Below are 17,383 nucleotides of genomic sequence, written 5' to 3'. Positions count from 1 at the left end.
CCAATTACCAATTACCAATTACCAATTACCAATTACCAATTACCAATTACCAATTACCAATTACCAATTACCAATTACCAATTACCAATTACCAATTACCAATTACCAATTACCAATTACCAATTACCAATTACCAATTACCAATTACCAATTACCAATTACCAATTACCAATTACCAATTACCAATTACCAATGTTTCAGCAATCTTATACCCAGCCTCAACAACTGAAACAGTTACAGCACTCACCCCTGCATTTGTTGATTGTAGAAGACGTGGTGGAAGATGCAGAACTAATGGCGATCGCCTTAGAATCAGCAGGTGTGAATTTTACCTGGAATCGAGCTCAAACAGCCAGAGATTGCGAAGATTTACTTACAAATACCACTTACGACGCTGTTCTGTCAGATTATCGCCTACCTGGCTTTAATGGGTTAGAAGTGTTCAAATTAGTGCAGCAATCAGGACAAGAAATTCCTTTCATTCTGGTAACAGGGAGTTTGGGGGAAGAAGCAGCAGTTGAGTGTATTAAAGCCGGAATGACAGATTATGTATTAAAAGATAGGCTATTTCGCTTACCCACAGTTTTAGAAAGAGCCCTGGGAGAATTTAAACTGCGTCGCCAACAGGAACAAGCGATCGCCTTGGTGCAGCGCCAAGCCAAACGAGAAGCAATAATTAATAAGATAGTACAGGCGATGCGGAGCACTCTCGCCCTAGACGAAGTAATGCAAATAACAGTAGATCAGTTACAAACAGCACTGCAAACAACGCGCTGCCTAATTTGTCAAGTAGAGATAAATAATCAAACAAGAGCTTGTTATGTAAGCCTGACCGCTACTAACAGAGAAAACATCATCGGAGTTCAATGCGGATTTTCCAGAGTACACTACCAAACTCTCAGTCAGGGGGAAACAGTAATTGTCTCGGACTTTAGCAACCTCCCGCCTCAAATACAAGAATTACTGAGGATATTTGAAGTACGTTCCCTAGCAATAATACCCCTGCTATACCGCGACTCATTTTTAGGGGTAATTTCTTTGCATCAATGCGATCGCCCTAGAGAGTGGAGTCCAGAAGAACTCTCCCTAGTAAACGTAATTGCCGATCAATGCGCGATCGCCATCCACCAAGCCGAACTATATCAAAAAGCCCAAACCGAACTCACAGAACGCAAACGAGCAGAAGAAGCACTCCGTCAAAGAGAACAGCGATTTCGCTCCCTAATTGAAAACGCCACCGACATCACCGTAATTCTGAACGCTAGCGGGAAATACGATTACATCAGCCCTTCAGTCAAGCGAATTTTAGGATACTCACCCGAAATCGCCATCGGCCGCAACGCCCTCAGCCTAGCTCATCCAGACGACACAGCAGCGATCGCGCAAACTCTCAGCAAAGCAATTCAAAACCCAGGCATCAGCCAATCACCCATAGAGTACCGCGTGCGTCACCGCACCGGCTCCTGGTGCGTATTAGAAGCCGTAGCCACCAACTTACTGCACGACCCAACCGTAAACGGGATCGTTGTCAACTGTCACGACATCACAGCACGCAAATTAGCCGAGCAACAACTCCTGCACGACGCTTTCCACGACGGACTTACAGGCTTAGCCAACCGCGCCCTGTTTAGCGAACGCTTAGACCACGCCTTCACCGTAGCAAAACGGCGCAAAGAATATTTGTTTGCCGTACTATTTCTGGATCTGGATCGATTTAAGGTAGTTAACGACAGTTTAGGTCATGCCATAGGCGATCGCCTGCTAATCGCGATCGCCCGCCGCCTCGAAAAATCCCTCCACCCCGGAGACACAGTTGCCCGCCTCGGCGGAGACGAATTTGTAATCTTACTCGAAGACATCGACAGCCTAAGTAGCGCCACCAATCTAGCCAACCTACTACATCAAGAACTAACATCCCCATTCACTCTAGACGAACACGAAGTATTCATCACCCTCAGCATCGGCATCGCCCTCAGTTCCCTAGACTGCGAAGACGCAGCCAACCTCTTACGCGACGCAGACACAGCCATGTACCGCGCCAAAGAACGAGGTCGCGCCCGCCACGAAGTCTTCAATACCTCCATGCACGCCCAGGCCCTACGCCTGTTGCAGATAGAAAACGACTTGCGAAAGGCGATCGAAACCATTAAAAAAGAACAGCAGATAAACACCACAACACAACTTCAAAACCCCGCAGCCAACAACAACAAAAATCAGAACATAACGCACTCCCAAATACCAATTACCAACCCCCAGTTTTTGATTCACTACCAGCCGATAGTATCCCTCTCAACAGGCAAAATCACAGGTTTCGAGGCACTCATCAGGTTACAGCACCCAGAACGCGGCTTAATTTCTCCAGCAGAATTTATCCCAGTCGCAGAAGAAACAGGATTAATCATACCCATCGGTCAATGGGTACTGCGAGAATCCTGCCGCCAGATTCGCCAATGGCAACACCAATTTCCCCACCACCAACCCCTAACAATCAGCGTAAATCTTTCCGTTAAACAATTTTCCCAACCCAATTTAATCGCGCAAATCGACCAAATTCTTCGAGAAACTGACCTAGATGGTCGGGATTTAAAACTAGAAATTACAGAAAGCGTGCTGATGGAAAATTCCAAATCCGTCACCGCCCTCCTTAGAGAGCTCAGAGCTAGAAATATTCACCTGTGCATCGATGACTTCGGCACCGGCTACTCTTCCTTGAGTTACCTGCACCGCTTCCCCACTAATACTTTAAAGATTGACCGCTCCTTTGTCAGCAGAATGGGTATTGAGAGCAACATCAGCAAGGGAAACATCGATCCAACAGAAATTGTCCGCTCCATAGTCACCTTAGCCCACAATCTAGGTATGGATGTGGTCGCCGAAGGAGTGGAAAAAGCTTCGCAACTCGCCCTGCTTAGAGCCTTAAAGTGTGATTATGGGCAGGGATACTTTTTCTCTAGACCAGTGGACGGTTCGGCAGCAGCAGCTTTGATAACAAAGGATGAATGGGGTTTTGAAAGAAGGGGCTAGGGGCTAGGGGCTAGGGACTAGGGAAAGGGAGAGGGAGAGGGGGAGATGGGGAGGATGGGGAAGGTAAGTAGGAGGGATTAGCAGTTAGCAATTAGCCATTAGCTATTAGCAATTAGCTATTAGCAACTATAAATGATCTCTTTTGTCCTGAAAATCTTAAAATCTTATTAAAGCTGTTCAGTCCGACATCAGTTTTATAACTAAATCATGTGAGTTCACTATGGCTATTGGCTATCTCGCTCTCGTTCTCCACGCCCACTTGCCTTTTGTCCGCCACCCCGAAAGCGATTACGTTTTAGAAGAAGAATGGCTGTTTGAGGCAATTACCGAAACTTACGTGCCCCTGCTACAAGTATTTGAAGGGCTAAAGCGCGACGGCATTGACTTTAAAATTACGATGAGCATGACACCGCCTTTGGTGGCGATGTTGCGCGACCCCTTGCTCCAAGACCGCTACGAAGACCACTTGGCTGGACTAGAAGAACTCGCCGAACTGGAAATCGAACACAATGCCCAAAATGGCCATGTCCGCTATCTGGCGGAACACTACGCTGCTAGCTTTAATCAAGTCCGTAACCTTTGGGAACGCTACGATCGCGACTTGGTAAAAGCCTTTAAGCAGTTCCAAGACACTAACAATCTCGAAATTATCACCTGTGGCGCTACTCACGGCTATTTGCCACTGATGAAGATGTATCCCGAAGCAGTGTGGGCCCAAATTAAAGTCGCCTGCGAACACTACGAGCAAAACTTCGGCCGCCCCCCAAAAGGGATTTGGCTACCTGAATGCGCTTATTATGAAGGCTTGGAACGGATGTTAGCCGATGCTGGCCTGCGCTATTTCCTCACTGATGGTCACGGTATTCTCTACGCCCGTCCCCGTCCACGTTTTGGTAGTTACGCTCCGATCTTTACTGAGTCTGGCGTGGCGGTGTTTGGACGAGATCATGAGTCGTCTCAGCAGGTTTGGTCTTCCGAGGTGGGATATCCGGGAGCACCGGAGTATCGCGAATTCTATAAAGATTTGGGTTGGGAAGCTGAATACGATTACATTAAGCCCTACATTATGCCCAATGGTCAGCGTAAGAATACTGGGATTAAGTATCACAAAATTACTGGCAGGGGTTTGGGTTTGGGTGATAAGGCGCTTTACGATCCCTATTGGGCAAGGGAAAAGGCGGCGGAGCACGCTAGCAATTTTACTTTTAACCGGGAACGCCAAGTGGATCACCTTTACGGGATTATGCACCGGCCTCCGATTATTGTTTCGCCTTATGATGCTGAACTTTTTGGCCACTGGTGGTATGAGGGCCCTTGGTTCTTAGATTATTTGTTCCGTAAGTCTTGGTATGACCAACATACTTACGATATGACTCATTTGGCGGATTATTTGCAGGGGAACCCTACTCAGCAAGTTTGTCGCCCTTCTCAGTCAAGTTGGGGTTTCCGGGGTTTCCACGAGTATTGGCTCAATGATACTAATTCTTGGATTTACCCGCATTTGCACAAGGCTACTGAGCGGATGATTGAGTTGGGAAATCGCGAACCTGCGGATGAATTGGAGTGGCGGGCTCTTAACCAGGCGGCGCGGGAGTTGTTGCTGGCTCAGTCTTCTGACTGGGCGTTTATTATGCGGACGGGGACGATGGTTCCTTATGCGGTACGGCGGACGCGATCGCATTTAATGCGTTTCCACAAACTCTATGATGAGGTAAATGAGGGCAAGGTTGACTCTGGTTGGTTGGAAAAGGTAGAGGCGATCGATAATATCTTCCCTGAAATTAACTACCGAGTCTATAGATCGCTTTAGAAAGAGGGAGCGGGGGAGCGGGGGGGATGGAACAGGAAAGACGAAGATTTCCCCTCTGCTCCTCTGCTCCTCTGCTCCTCTGCCCCTGTGCTCCCCATCTCCCCCGCTCCCTCTTTCTACAAAAGGCTTATCTATGAATGGGGAAGCTTTTTTAGTGTTCAGCTATACCTGAATAATGAGAAGTATGTAAATTTTTGTAAAAAAAAGCATTTTGTAAATTTGAATACAGAATTCTCTGTTATAGTCATAAAAGAAAGGAAAAAAGTTAAACATTACTCAAACAATAGAGAGGAACCAGATATGTCTACCGAAGATCAAGCTCGCGCTCTGATGATGCGTCACCACCATTTAGTCAAGAACCGGCAGCAGTCTCTGCTCTCGCGTACCGCAGCCGAAGTAGGTCTTGAAGATACTAGCTACCGGGGCCACATTCAAGGCAAGGCGCAATCCAACTTCCAAGCTAGTTATGACCGCAGCAATGCAACGATGAGCTAGAAAAAGCTCAATTTCCTAAATTGCCGACTAACTTTAATACAAAAATTTGGAGCAACAAATCATGTCTACTGAAAACCAAGCACGGGCTTTAATGAACCGCCACCAACACCAAGTCAAGAATCGCCAACAAAGTTTACTTTCCCGTACTGCTGAGGAAGTTGGGCTCGATGCTACTCGAATGACTGGCGATCGCAAATAATCACCTCAGAGTTTACACCCCCTCACGTTATTGACCTTAAATATTAAATTTGGAGTAACAAATCATGTCTACTGAAAATCAAGCACGGGCTTTAATGAATCGTCACCAACACCAAGTCAAGAATCGCCAACAAAGCTTACTTTCCCGCACTGCTGAGGAAGTTGGGCTGGATACTACTCGGATGACTGGCGATCGCAAATAAATTCTGCGCCCATAAAAATGCAATTTACTAAAAAGTCGCGACTTCCTCCCCAGATTAATTCTGTAACAGAGGCAGCCGCGATTGCCATATTATATTGATGATATAATCCGCTCTCAGCAGATCGCGGATGTAGCGAGGTAATTATGTCGGACTGGCAAGTAATTAGCGGCGGAGTAACTGCTCCGAGAGGGTATAAAGCAGCGGGTATAGTGGCAGGGTTGAAGCCTTCGGGAGCACCGGATTTAACTTTAATTTTGTCAGAGGTAGATGCGATCGCAGCAGGTGTTTTTACTACCTCTGTCGTGCGAGCAGCTTGTGTGGACTACTGCCGCCAACGGTTAGAAGATAAACCCAGTGCGAAAGCGATTTTGTGCAATGCGGGTCAAGCTAACGCTGCTACTGGCGAACAAGGCTGGGCCGATGCGATCGAAAGTGCTCAGGTTTTGGCGGGAGTGCTGAATATTTCCCCAGACTTAATTCTGATCGCTTCCACTGGGGTAATTGGACAGCGGATTAAGATGGAACCGTTAAAGGCTGCGATTCCGCAATTGGTAGCTGCTGCTTCTGAAACGGGTTCCGATGCGGCGGCGAAGGCGATTTGTACGACAGATTTAGTACCGAAAACCATTGCTTTAGAAACCATGTTTGGCGATCGCGCGGTTCGTATCGGCGGGATCTGCAAAGGTTCGGGAATGATTCACCCAAATATGGCAACTTTGCTGGCATTTGTTACTTGCGATGCAGCAGTATCGCCGCATTTATGGCAGGAAATGTTAAGCCGCGCCGCTGATAGGAGTTTTAATCAAATTACCGTTGATGGTGATACAAGTACCAATGATTCTTTGATTGCTTTAGCGAATGGTCAATCTCGCACACCTGCAATTACAGATAAAGGGCCGGATGCAGAAAAATTAGAAGCAATGTTGACAGAGGTTTGCGTATATTTAGCAAAGTCAATTGCGCGTGACGGTGAAGGTGCAACTTGTTTAATTGAAGTACAAGTTAGCGGCGCACCCGATGAAGCATCTGCTAGTAAAATTGCTAAAACAATTGTCGGTTCTTCTCTGGTGAAATCAGCAATTTTTGGTCGCGATCCAAATTGGGGAAGGATTGCAGCGGCGGCGGGCCGTGCGGGTGTACCCTTCGATCAGGAAAATTTGCGGATTCAATTAGGAGATTTCTTGATGATGGAAAATGGTCAACCTTTGCCATTCGATCGGGTTGCTGCGAGTAATTATATGAAAGCGGCGGCGGCGGGTGAATATTTGAAGGGGGATACTGTTTTAATTCAGGTGAGTGTTGGTAATGGAAATGGTAGTGGGAAGGCTTGGGGTTGTGATTTGAGTTATGACTATGTGAAGATTAACGCTGAGTACACTACTTAATAGATTTCAATTCTTTAGTCCGCGAAGGCGGACTTTGATTGTGTAGGCGCGATTTCAATCGCCTGCGTTCCTGTCGCCTGCATTCCTGAGTTGGATTCATCCTCGATGATTACAGATGATTACAGTCCCCGGCGATTGAAATCGCGGCTACACAAACAAAACCCGCCTTCGCGGGTTGAAGAAGAGCGTTAAATTTTATATAGTTTAAGAGGAATGAGAGCAAATTTTACACAATTGTATCTTCATTTTGTTTGGGCAACTTGGGATAGGTTGCCTTTGATTACTCCTGATATTCAAGAATTCATCTATGCCGCTATTATTGGAGAATGTAATCAGCTAGGGTGTACAGTGATTGCTGTTGGCGGTATTGAAGATCATGTGCATCTCTTAATAGGTTTTCCGCCTACTCTAGCGGTATCTGAGACGATCAAGCAAATCAAAGGAAGTTCATCCCATTTAATCACCCACGAAATCAATCCTGGTAAATTTTTTAAATGGCAAGGTAGTTACGGAGCATTTACTGTTAGTTATGATGCCATTGACAATGTAGCTAACTACATTAGAAACCAGGCAATTCACCATAGTCAAACATCAATTAATCCTACTTGGGAACTAACTCCAAACTCACCTTTTTCATAATTAACCCGCGCAGGCGGGTTTTGTCTGTGTAGCCGCGATTTCAATCGCCGGGTCTATCTAAATAAACTTATTTTCGCCGATTTATCCAATCTTCTCCACCAGGTAACTGACTTAAATTCTCAGCCAAGATTGCAGGTAAATCTTTTGCTGAATTAACATAAGTCAAATTCAATAACCTTACAGCATTTTGGATAATCAGGTTTCTATCCATCATCTTTGCAAGTTCAAATTGACTATAATTACCGTTAAATACTTCCTCAGCAGCATCCGCGATCGCATCCTCAATTACCTCTTCCTCTATCAAATTTTCCCATTCATCAGGATTAACATAATAAGAAGTTTTATTATCTTTTAACCGTTAACCGTTAACATTCCTATGCAGATTCCGGTTTAGGTAGCGAAGATGGCAACACCAAAAGCTCAGCCGTAGAGCGTTTTTCTACCATTTCCTTAGTAATCATGCAACGTGAAACATCCTTACGAGAAGGCAACTCGTACATCACATCTAACATTAACTCTTCCACAATTCCCCGCAATGCCCGCGCACCAGTTTTGCGCCGATAAGCTTCCTGTGCGATCGCCCGAATTGCATCTGACTTGAAATCTAACTGCACATTATCCATCTTCAGCAGCTTTTGATACTGCTTCACCAGCGCATTTTTGGGCTCCGTCAAAATCGCCATCAAGGTTTCCTCATCCAGCGGTTCCACCACCGCCAGCATCGGTATCCGCCCAATAAACTCTGGAATCATCCCAAATTTTACCAAATCGTCGGGTTCCAATTGCTTAAGCACATCTGCTGTGCGCTTTTCTTTCGGTAACAAATCCCCAGGCTGGACAAAACCCATTGACTTTTTGCCCGTTCTCTGCTCTATCACCTTATCTAAGCCGACAAAAGCCCCACCGCAAATAAACAAAATATTACTCGTATCAATCTGAATGCAATCTTGGTAAGGATGTTTGCGCCCACCTTGAGGAGGTACATTGGCGATCGTCCCCTCCAACATCTTCAACAAAGCCTGCTGTACGCCTTCTCCCGATACATCCCGCGTAATCGAAGGATTTTCACTCTTGCGGGCAATCTTGTCAATCTCATCAATATAGATAATTCCCCGCTGGGCCTCTTCCACATCTAAATCTGCCACTTGCAGCAGCCTGAGCAAGATATTTTCCACATCTTCCCCAACATAGCCAGCTTCCGTCAGCGTCGTCGCATCTGCCACAGCAAAGGGCACATCCAACATCTCTGCCAAAGTTTGAGCCAGTAGCGTTTTCCCGCAACCCGTAGGGCCAATCAGCAGAATATTTGATTTTTGCAGTTCTACCTCGTCCGTCGGCGGCTTAGTACCCCCCTTTACCGGAACGAAACTCAGGCGCTTGTAGTGGTTGTAAACCGCTACTGAGAGGACTTTTTTCGCCTCATCCTGACCGATAACGTGCTCGTCTAGAAAATTCTTAATCTCTCTCGGCTTAGGAATTTGACCCAGCCCCAAAGTCTTACCAGCAGTAACGCGGCGTTTGGCTGGTGTAGGTTCCGGGCGCGGGGGCGTTTGTGGCCCTACCGCGCCGGAGTCAAACAACTCCTCATCTAAAATTTCATTGCACAAATCCACGCATTCATCGCAGATATAGACTCCTGGCCCTGCTATTAACTTGCGAACTTGCTCTTGAGACTTGCCACAAAAAGAACATTTTAGATGGGAGTCGTATTTAGACATAACTGCCTCTTATTTCATTGCGGTGACATTTTCTCCCGGTGTCGGAAGATTTTGCTTAGCGATCACCTGATCGACTAAGCCGTAATCTTTAGCTTCAGCCGCTGACATGAAAAAGTCGCGCTCAGTATCAGCCTCAATTCTCTCCAGGGGTTGACGGGTGTGGTGCGCCAGCAATTCATTCAGCTTACGCTTATGATATAGGATTTCTTTGGCTTGAATCTCAATATCTACAGCTTGGCCTTGAGCGCCACCTAAAGGTTGGTGGATCATGATTCTGGAACTGGGCAGAGACATCCGCTTACCAGCCGCCCCAGCAGCCATGAGGAATGCCCCCATACTAGCAGCTAAGCCGTAACAAATTGTGACTACATCGGGGCGGACTTGCTGCATGGTGTCGTAAATTGCCATACCCGCTGTCACGGAGCCGCCGGGGGAGTTGATGTACAGTTGGATGTCTTTTTCGGGGTCTTCGGCATCTAGGAACAATAACTGAGCCACGATGGAGTCAGCTACTTGATCGTCAACGGGGGTTCCTAGAAAGATGATCCGTTCCCGTAGGAGGCGGGAATATATGTCAAAGGCCCGCTCTCCCATCCCCGACTGTTCGAGTACCATTGGTACGACGTTGCTGGGGCTCACGGCGGATACCTCAAAATCGTTGAAGCTTGTAAATTGGTGGTTGGTCTGAGATATTACCATAATGATACCAGTCAAGGAGTAATAAAACTTAGGGCTGATTTACGGCTGATTTTGCTCAAAGTTGAGGATCTAGCTTTGATCTATTATGCCTTAGTCAGTCTCGGATGGGGAATGGGTGCTGTACTGAGTTGTTGAGGGAGTAAGGGCGATCGCTCTTCGGTGGGTTGGGTAAGCAAGCTAAAATTTGTTCATAGGGTTATTCATCCTCGATATTTAATAACATTTCTTGTACAGTTTCCTTTAATTTTGGTAGATGCTGCCTAATTGTTAGCCAAATTAGTTTTAAATCAATTTGTTGGATTGCTTCTAAGTAGTCGGACATAACGCAACCATGTCATTGCGAGCCAAGCGAAGCAATCCCAAACCCCTGCGATTGCTTCGCTGGGCTAGCAATGACATTATTTATTTTTGTCCAACTACTTAAAATAACGATAAAAGTGTTGATTTTTTCCTAGTTAGGAGTTACACAAAATCAGTCGTAACGCCGCCGTCTCGGCGGTCAAGTCACCGCCAAGATGGCGGCGTTACGGATAATCAATTGTAACGCCGCCGTCCCGGCGGTAAATACCACTAAGACGGCGGCGCTAGGAAGCGTGCCTAAGTTTGTGTAACTGCGAATTATTCGCCCAATTTCCCTAATTAACCTTCCTCAACTACAGATTCAGCTTCCACACTCACAGTGGCATCACTGGCGCTTGTTTCCACATCATCTTCCTCATCATCTTCCTCATCGTCAATAGGAGTTAAACTGCCTTCAGGAACGAGTTCAATTGTGCTGTGTTCTTCCAACCATTTGAGAGTTTTGGTTTTAAGCAAATCAGCTTCGACGACTTCCCGCAACCGGTCGGGATCTACATCTTTATCCTTAAGTTGAGACATTACTTTTCTCTCTTCTTTGAGAATTTCTGCTTCCTCAACGGAGATGGATTCCTGTTTGGCAACTTGTACTAAAGCGAGAGACTGTTTGATCCGTTCGATTGCTTGTGGGCGCGATCGCTCCCGAATCCCTGGTATATTTTCCTTAGTAAAGAACTGCTTGATGTCAATCCCGTAATTGCTTAACTGCATTGCCTGCTGAGTCATCAAATACTCAACTTCGCGGCTAATCATCGTTTCCGGGATTTCGACTTCTATTGTCTCTTCCAAAGCTTTGAGCAGAGCTCCTTCCTTATTGGCAGTAATTTTGCTCTCTTGCTCTTCTTTAAAGCGTTTTTCCAGAGATTCGCGCAATTCGGCTAGGGTTTCAAACTCGCTGATTTCTTGAGCGAAGTCATCGTCTAACTCTGGTAACTCTTTTTCCTTGAGCTCTTTGAGGGTAATGGTAAATACCGCCGACTCGCCGGCTAACTCTTGATTGCCGTACTCTTCGGGGAAGTCTACAGGAATTTCTTTGGTTTCTCCAGGGTTCATGCCAATAATTCCAGCGATGAAGCCAGGGATAAATTGATTTTCCTGTAGTTCAACTTGAAAGTCTTCGGCTTTACCGCCAGGGATTTCTTGGGGTTCTTCGCCTTCAGGTGCGACTGCAAACCTACCTTGAAAATCCAATAATGCCATATCTCCTAACTGAGCCGATCGACCTTCTGCGGGAATCAAAGTAGCTTTTTCGGCTCGGTACTGTTCTAACACCCGATCGACTTGCTCTGCATCGTAATTGACATCTTCTACTTTTAGCTGTAAACCAGTATACTGTCCCAGTTTAGCTTCCGGCTCCACATCAACCGCAGCTAAAAATGTCAGCGGCTGTCCCGGTTCAAACTGGTTGAGTAACTGCTCAAATTCGGATCTGAGTTCAAAATTACCGATCGCCTCAATATTTTCTTGCTCTAGCGCTTTCTGGAGGGATTCATTAATCAAATCTTCCAAAGCTGTAGCTTTCAGGCGAGTCTGGCCCAAGCGCTGCAACAAAATATGCCGGGGGACTTTGCCTCTGCGGAACCCAGGAATGTTGAGGGAGCGTGAAAATTGCTGTACTACCTGTTCGTAGACTTGTTTTGACTTTTCGGGTGTGATTTCGATTTCCAGACCAATTTGGCTGGCTGGAAGCTTTTCCTGGGTTACTTTCATCGGCTTTTTATGGTACTTAAAACAATACGCTTGAAGAATTTTTGCGCTTACGCGGTGGGTGCGGAGGGGACAATGGCCCTAGAGCAGGAAAGTCTGAAGGCAGAAGGCAGAAGGTTAAAGTCTGATTCATCATACTTTTCAACCCTTTTCTCACTGGCAAGCGATCGCTGCCATGCTGCTCTACTCAGAATACGCTCTAATGGAGTAGTGCCATTTTGCGATCGCCTCCAACTCAAAGCAGAGAGATCGTTGCCTGCTACACTAGCGATAGATATAATCTGGACGTAGCCATTTAGCGATCGCTGCTCTAACTCCGGTTAACTACACTAAGTTATGGTAACTGATCCTGCACTCCCCTAACATTCAATCGCTTTACCTTGAGTAAAATCGTTATTTTAATTTCAGATTTCGACCTTTTAAGTCCAAACCATCGGAGGAAATTAATTTGCCCCAATCCTATCGAGTTGCTATTCTAGGAGCAACTGGCGCAGTCGGCGCAGAGTTGCTGGAGTTATTGGAAAGCCGAGACTTTCCCGTTGCTGACTTGAAGCTGTTGGCTTCTGCACGTTCCGCTGGTACAACTCTCTCCTTTGCTGGCGAAAAGTTACCTGTAGAGGCTGTAGGCGATCGCTCTTTTGATAATGTAGATTTAGTTCTCGCTTCAGCGGGAGGCTCTATCTCTAAACTTTGGGCCCCGAAAGCTGTAGATGCTGGTGCAGTAGTCATTGACAATTCCAGCGCTTTTCGGATGGAACCAACTGTTCCCCTAGTTGTGCCAGAGGTGAATCCAGAAGCGGCGGCAGCTCACCAAGGTATAATTGCTAATCCCAATTGCACGACAATTTTAATGGCCGTTGCCGTTTGGCCATTGCACCAAGTTCAACCAGTAGAGCGGATAGTTGCTGCCACTTACCAGTCTGCCAGTGGTGCCGGCGCTAGAGCAATGGAAGAGGTCAAGGCCCAAGCGAGGGCGATTTTGCAGGGTGAAATCCCCAAAACTGAGATTTTCCCCTATCCTTTGGCATTTAATTTGTTTCCCCACAATACGAAAATCAACGATTTAGGATATTGTGAGGAAGAGATGAAAATGGTAAACGAAACCCGCAAAATTTTCGGAACCCAGGATATTAGAATTACGGCAACTTGCATTCGGGTTCCCGTACTTCGCGCCCATTCGGAAGCGATTAATCTAGAGTTTGCCAAGCCTTTCAGTCCGAAATTAGCTAAGGAGATTTTGAGTCAAGCTCCCGGAATTAAGCTGGTAGAAGATTGGGAAGCTAATTATTTCCCGATGCCTGTGGAAGCTAGTGGTAAGGACGAGGTATTAGTAGGCAGAATTCGCCAAGATATTTCTCATCCCTGCGCTTTGGAACTCTGGCTGAGCGGGGATCAAATTCGCAAAGGGGCGGCTTTGAACGCTGTGCAGATTGCGGAATTACTCATTGAGAAAAGTTGGCTTAAAAATCGGGTAAAAGCAACAGCAGTTAATAGCTAATAGCTAATGGCTAATGGCTAATGGCTAATTGGTAATTGGTAATTGGTAATTGCTAGCTAATTACTAATTAGGCCACAACTAATGCTAATCTATTAGCTTATCAGCCAACAAGCTAATAGTAGTCTAGAGGGATTGCTTCGTTTCACTCGCAATGACAGAATAAAGTTATGCGTGAGTCCTGACAATGTATCAGCCAATAAGCTAATTACCTAGAGGGATTGCTTTGTTTCAGTCCTAATGACCTACAATATTATGTGTTGACATAAATTAGCAATTAGCAATTAGCAATTAGCAATTAGCAATTAGCAATTACCAATTACCAATTACCAATTACCAATTACCAATTACCAATTAGCAATTACCAATTACCAATTACCAATTACCAATTACCAATTACCAATTACCAATTACCAGTTATCAATTATCAAGGAGTGACAAGAGTGTGGTAAACTTTGGAAGGGTTCTAACTGCGATGATTACGCCGTTTAAAGAAGACGGTAGCGTGAATTATGCAGTAGCAGAACAGTTAGCAGTGCATTTAGCCGATCGCGGCAGTGATGGGATAGTAGTCTGCGGAACTACTGGGGAATCTCCCGCTCTTACGTGGGAAGAAGAATATAATTTATTTCAAGTCGTGCAAAAGGCTGTAGCCGGAAAAGCGCAGGTAATTGCAGGGACGGGATCGAATTCTACTAGCGAGGCGATCGCAGCGACGCAAAAAGCTGCTAAACTAGGATTAGATGGATCATTACAAGTAGTTCCCTATTATAACAAGCCGCCGCAGGAAGGTTTGTATCGACACTTTAAAGCGATCGCTTCTTCCGTTCCAGAATTGTCTATAATGGTGTATAATGTACCTGGACGCAGTAGTGTAAATCTGCTTCCAGAAACCGTCGCTAGGTTGGCAGAAATTCCGAATATTGTAGCTGTCAAAGAAGCCAGTGGCAACTTAGATCAAGCAAGTCAAATTCGACGCATCACGCCCCCTGAATTTCAGATTTACTCTGGGGATGACTCCCTAACGTTGCCGATGTTGGCAGTTGGGGCTACCGGCGTAGTTAGCGTGGCAAGCCACATAGTAGGAGAGCAACTCCAACAGATGATACAAGCTTTTGAAGCTGGTCAAGTCCAAGTCGCTACCCAGATTCATCTGCAACTTTCCGACCTGTTTAAAGCTCTTTTTCTGACCACAAATCCCATTCCTATCAAGGCAGCTTTAGAACTGCAAGGCTGGAATGTTGGAGCCCCCAGACTGCCGCTGTGTGAAGCGCCAGAGGAGATAGTTAAAAAGTTAAAAGATGAGCTTAGCAAGCTGGATATGCTTTAGCCAGTTACAGGGGCAAAAACAAGTTTTCAGACAACTGAATAAAATAGTTAACTGTTAACAGCTAACAGTTAACAGTTAACAGTTAACAGTTAACTGTTAACAATGACCAATGACCAATTACCAATTACTAATTACCAATGATTAATCACAGATTGCCAATTACGAAAGATGCAATGTTGAAAGAGTCAATGATGCGGATGACCAAAAATCCAAGTGAACCCACCCTCAAAATTATTCCCCTAGGCGGACTCCATGAAATCGGCAAGAATACCTGCATTTTCGAGTACGAGGATGAAATTATCCTCCTAGATGCAGGATTAGCCTTTCCCAGTGACGGGATGCACGGCGTAAATATTGTTCTCCCAGATATGACCTATCTGCGAGAAAATAAGGAAAAAATCAAGGGTATGATCGTTACTCACGGCCACGAAGATCATATCGGCGGTATTCCCTATCACCTGAAACAATTTGAAATTCCAGTAATTTACGGCCCTCGGTTAGCGATGGCTTTGCTTGCCGGCAAACTGGAAGAAGCAGGAGTCTCCAACCGGACAGAATTAAGAACAGTTCGGCCTCGCGATATGGTGCGAATTGGCAAACATTTCTTAGTCGAATATATTCGCAATACCCACTCAATGGCTGACAGCTTTACAGTGGCAATTCATACCCCAGTGGGAGTTTTAATCCATACAGGAGATTTTAAGATCGACCATACTCCGGTAGACGGCGAGTTTTTCGACTTCCAAAAGCTGGCAGAATATGGCGAGAAAGGTGTGCTGTGCTTAATCAGCGATTCAACTAACTCAGAAATACCTGGATTTACGCCTTCAGAAAGGTCTGTTTATCCTAACCTCGACCGAGTTTTTGCTCAGGCTCCTGGTAGGATATTGGTGACAACTTTTGCTTCATCTGTACACCGACTGCAAATAGTTCTAGAGTTGGCTAAAAAGCATAATCGTTATGTCGCAGTGGTGGGGCGTTCGATGTTGAATGTCATTGCCCATGCTCGGAATTTAGGATACATTAAGTGCGAAGATAACATCTTCCAGCCTTTAAAAGCAGTCCGTAATATGCCTGATGAAAAGTTAATAATTTTAACTACTGGTTCCCAGGGAGAACCAATGTCAGCTATGACTCGGATTTCTAACTGCGAACATCAAGAGATTAGGATTAAAAAAGGCGATACGGTGGTGTTCTCAGCTAATCCAATTCCAGGGAATACGATCGCAGTGGTGAATACGATCGACAGGTTGATGATGCTGGGTGCGAATGTAATTTATGGTCGCGATAAAGGCATTCACGTTTCTGGACACGGTTGTCAGGAAGACCAAAAGCTGATGATTGCGATGACAAAACCCAAGTTCTTTTTGCCGGTTCATGGCGAGCACCGGATGCTGATTCAGCACTCGAAGACGGCTCAAAGTATGGGTATCCCGGCAGAAAATATGGTGATTATCGACAATGGCGATGTCGTGGAGTTGAATCAGAATTCCATCTCCGTTGGCGGTAAAGTAGCGTCAGGGATTGAATTAGTCGATGGTTCCCGTGCGGGGGTCGTTAAGGAAAACGTGCTTAAGGAACGTCAGCAATTGGCTGAAGATGGCATTGTAACAGTGGCGGCTGCTTTGGGTTGGGAAGGCAAGTTGATTGTTAAGCCTGAAATTCATTTGAAGGGTGTCGTTACAAATGTGGAGCGATCGCTGTTGCAACAGTTGATTACTCATACGATTGAAACTGTGTTGAGCGATCGCTGGTCAGAATTTGCTAAACCTGTCGGGTCAAAAATTGAGGTTGACTGGGTGGGAGTGCAGACGCAATTAGAACGAGCGATTCACAGGCTGCTACGTCGGGAAATTCAGAGTAATCCGTTGCTGGTATTTTTGATGCAAAATCCAGAAGATGTGGGGGCGGAGAAACCTAAAGTTACTCAGGAAGAACCGGAAGTTAAGCTTACGGGTCGGCGACGGCCTCGGACTGTTACGAGAGTTGCTTCTTAACAGGTTTTAAGGGGAGATGAACGCAGATAGATTTAGCGATCTGTCTGCGTTTATTTTTTTGTTTATTAGTTGGGTTTCAGGGTAAACAAAACTTACGCAGTCTAACGGTAATACTGCGATCATGGCAGTTTCTTTACCGCCACGATCGCAGCCTGATGACTACTTACAAAATACCAAGCCTAAATCGAATTGGGTATAATGAATCCCCAGTAAATTAGTCAGGCGATCGCGAGTCATCCTCCAATGGCGGCAAACTAGCCCTCAACAGAGACTCAGCCTGAGATTTACTGTATCCAGCCACACCTTTAGGAGAATAAAGCACATCC

The 17,383-nt window shown here is 45.7% G+C and carries 16 protein-coding genes; 12 read left to right on the top strand and 4 right to left on the bottom strand.

All coding sequences use genetic code 11. The features are described 5' to 3' along the window. The first annotated feature begins 192 nt into the window (after nt 1-192). From PY364_RS22040 to tnpA, 7 genes are all read left to right on the top strand, one after another. Nucleotides 193-3,024 carry an EAL domain-containing protein gene (locus tag PY364_RS22040; RefSeq protein WP_275526301.1) on the top strand — a complete coding sequence of 944 codons (2,832 nt, stop codon included), beginning with the start codon at nt 193-195 and terminating at the stop codon, nt 3,022-3,024. Between the two features lie 220 nt (nt 3,025-3,244). Beyond that, nucleotides 3,245-4,834 (top strand): glycoside hydrolase family 57 protein, encoded by a 1,590-nt coding sequence (locus tag PY364_RS22035; protein ID WP_275526298.1) that lies wholly within the window; start codon nt 3,245-3,247, stop codon nt 4,832-4,834. A gap of 300 nt (nt 4,835-5,134) precedes the next feature. Further along, nucleotides 5,135-5,329 (top strand): hypothetical protein, encoded by a 195-nt coding sequence (locus tag PY364_RS22030; RefSeq protein ID WP_275526297.1) that lies wholly within the window; start codon nt 5,135-5,137, stop codon nt 5,327-5,329. Between the two features lie 61 nt (nt 5,330-5,390). Further along, complete coding sequence (locus tag PY364_RS22025) at nt 5,391-5,528, top strand: hypothetical protein (protein ID WP_007355569.1); 138 nt, start codon at nt 5,391-5,393, stop codon at nt 5,526-5,528. Between the two features lie 64 nt (nt 5,529-5,592). Further along, nucleotides 5,593-5,730 carry a hypothetical protein gene (locus PY364_RS22020; RefSeq protein WP_275526296.1) on the top strand — a complete coding sequence of 46 codons (138 nt, stop codon included), beginning with the start codon at nt 5,593-5,595 and terminating at the stop codon, nt 5,728-5,730. 143 nt (nt 5,731-5,873) lie between these two features. Further along, nucleotides 5,874-7,115, top strand: coding sequence for a bifunctional ornithine acetyltransferase/N-acetylglutamate synthase (argJ, locus tag PY364_RS22015; protein ID WP_275526295.1), 1,242 nt, complete (start codon nt 5,874-5,876; stop codon nt 7,113-7,115). Between the two features lie 213 nt (nt 7,116-7,328). Continuing rightward, nucleotides 7,329-7,754, top strand: a complete 426-nt coding sequence (gene tnpA / locus PY364_RS22010) for an IS200/IS605 family transposase (protein ID WP_275526294.1) — start codon at nt 7,329-7,331, stop codon at nt 7,752-7,754. 67 nt (nt 7,755-7,821) lie between these two features. Here tnpA and PY364_RS22005 read toward each other — a convergent pair whose 3' ends face one another. From PY364_RS22005 to tig, 4 genes are all read right to left on the bottom strand, one after another. Further along, entirely contained in the window at nt 7,822-8,058 is a 237-nt protein-coding gene (locus PY364_RS22005; RefSeq protein ID WP_275526293.1) for a hypothetical protein, read from the bottom strand. 70 nt (nt 8,059-8,128) lie between these two features. Further along, complete coding sequence (clpX, locus tag PY364_RS22000) at nt 8,129-9,472, bottom strand: ATP-dependent protease ATP-binding subunit ClpX (protein ID WP_275526292.1); 1,344 nt, start codon at nt 9,470-9,472, stop codon at nt 8,129-8,131. A 9-nt stretch (nt 9,473-9,481) separates the two neighbouring features. After that, nucleotides 9,482-10,171, bottom strand: a complete 690-nt coding sequence (gene clpP, locus PY364_RS21995; RefSeq protein WP_275526291.1) for an ATP-dependent Clp endopeptidase proteolytic subunit ClpP — start codon at nt 10,169-10,171, stop codon at nt 9,482-9,484. Nucleotides 10,172-10,810: 639 nt separating this feature from the next. Beyond that, the gene (gene tig / locus PY364_RS21990) at nt 10,811-12,238 is read right to left on the bottom strand and encodes a trigger factor (protein WP_275526289.1); all 1,428 of its coding nucleotides are present in this window, start codon (nt 12,236-12,238) and stop codon (nt 10,811-10,813) included. A 9-nt stretch (nt 12,239-12,247) separates the two neighbouring features. On the opposite strand from tig, the gene PY364_RS21985 reads away from it, so the two are divergent. From PY364_RS21985 to PY364_RS21965, 5 genes are all read left to right on the top strand, one after another. Continuing rightward, a complete protein-coding gene (locus tag PY364_RS21985; protein WP_275526287.1) occupies nt 12,248-12,526 on the top strand; it encodes a hypothetical protein in 279 nt (92 codons plus the stop codon). 157 nt (nt 12,527-12,683) lie between these two features. Further along, nucleotides 12,684-13,733 carry an aspartate-semialdehyde dehydrogenase gene (locus PY364_RS21980; RefSeq protein ID WP_275526286.1) on the top strand — a complete coding sequence of 350 codons (1,050 nt, stop codon included), beginning with the start codon at nt 12,684-12,686 and terminating at the stop codon, nt 13,731-13,733. 308 nt (nt 13,734-14,041) lie between these two features. After that, the gene (locus PY364_RS21975) at nt 14,042-14,182 is read left to right on the top strand and encodes a hypothetical protein (RefSeq protein ID WP_343278444.1); all 141 of its coding nucleotides are present in this window, start codon (nt 14,042-14,044) and stop codon (nt 14,180-14,182) included. 23 nt (nt 14,183-14,205) lie between these two features. Next, on the top strand, nt 14,206-15,060 hold the full coding sequence (dapA, locus tag PY364_RS21970) for a 4-hydroxy-tetrahydrodipicolinate synthase (protein WP_343278442.1): 855 nt from the start codon (nt 14,206-14,208) through the stop codon (nt 15,058-15,060). Nucleotides 15,061-15,257: 197 nt separating this feature from the next. Continuing rightward, nucleotides 15,258-17,057 carry a ribonuclease J gene (locus PY364_RS21965; RefSeq protein ID WP_275526299.1) on the top strand — a complete coding sequence of 600 codons (1,800 nt, stop codon included), beginning with the start codon at nt 15,258-15,260 and terminating at the stop codon, nt 17,055-17,057. The last annotated feature ends 326 nt before the right edge of the window (nt 17,058-17,383 follow it).

It is taken from the genome of Kamptonema sp. UHCC 0994 (assembly GCF_029167235.1).
Taxonomy (GTDB): Bacteria; Cyanobacteriota; Cyanobacteriia; order Cyanobacteriales; family Microcoleaceae; genus Kamptonema.
This window is presented reverse-complemented; position numbering and strand designations above follow the sequence as displayed.

Excerpts from the sequence above, each read along its gene's own strand:
- PY364_RS22040 (WP_275526301.1), top strand. The coding sequence starts at position 193 with ATGTTTCAGCAATCTTATACCCAGCCTCAACAACTGAAACAGTTACAG.
- PY364_RS22035 (WP_275526298.1), top strand. The coding sequence starts at position 3,245 with ATGGCTATTGGCTATCTCGCTCTCGTTCTCCACGCCCACTTGCCTTTT.
- PY364_RS22030 (WP_275526297.1), top strand. The coding sequence starts at position 5,135 with ATGTCTACCGAAGATCAAGCTCGCGCTCTGATGATGCGTCACCACCAT.
- PY364_RS22025 (WP_007355569.1), top strand. The coding sequence starts at position 5,391 with ATGTCTACTGAAAACCAAGCACGGGCTTTAATGAACCGCCACCAACAC.
- PY364_RS22020 (WP_275526296.1), top strand. The coding sequence starts at position 5,593 with ATGTCTACTGAAAATCAAGCACGGGCTTTAATGAATCGTCACCAACAC.
- argJ (WP_275526295.1), top strand. The coding sequence starts at position 5,874 with ATGTCGGACTGGCAAGTAATTAGCGGCGGAGTAACTGCTCCGAGAGGG.
- tnpA (WP_275526294.1), top strand. The coding sequence starts at position 7,329 with ATGAGAGCAAATTTTACACAATTGTATCTTCATTTTGTTTGGGCAACT.
- clpX (WP_275526292.1), bottom strand. The coding sequence starts at position 9,472 with ATGTCTAAATACGACTCCCATCTAAAATGTTCTTTTTGTGGCAAGTCT.
- clpP (WP_275526291.1), bottom strand. The coding sequence starts at position 10,171 with ATGGTAATATCTCAGACCAACCACCAATTTACAAGCTTCAACGATTTT.
- tig (WP_275526289.1), bottom strand. The coding sequence starts at position 12,238 with ATGAAAGTAACCCAGGAAAAGCTTCCAGCCAGCCAAATTGGTCTGGAA.
- PY364_RS21985 (WP_275526287.1), top strand. The coding sequence starts at position 12,248 with ATGGTACTTAAAACAATACGCTTGAAGAATTTTTGCGCTTACGCGGTG.
- dapA (WP_343278442.1), top strand. The coding sequence starts at position 14,206 with ATGATTACGCCGTTTAAAGAAGACGGTAGCGTGAATTATGCAGTAGCA.
- PY364_RS21965 (WP_275526299.1), top strand. The coding sequence starts at position 15,258 with ATGACCAAAAATCCAAGTGAACCCACCCTCAAAATTATTCCCCTAGGC.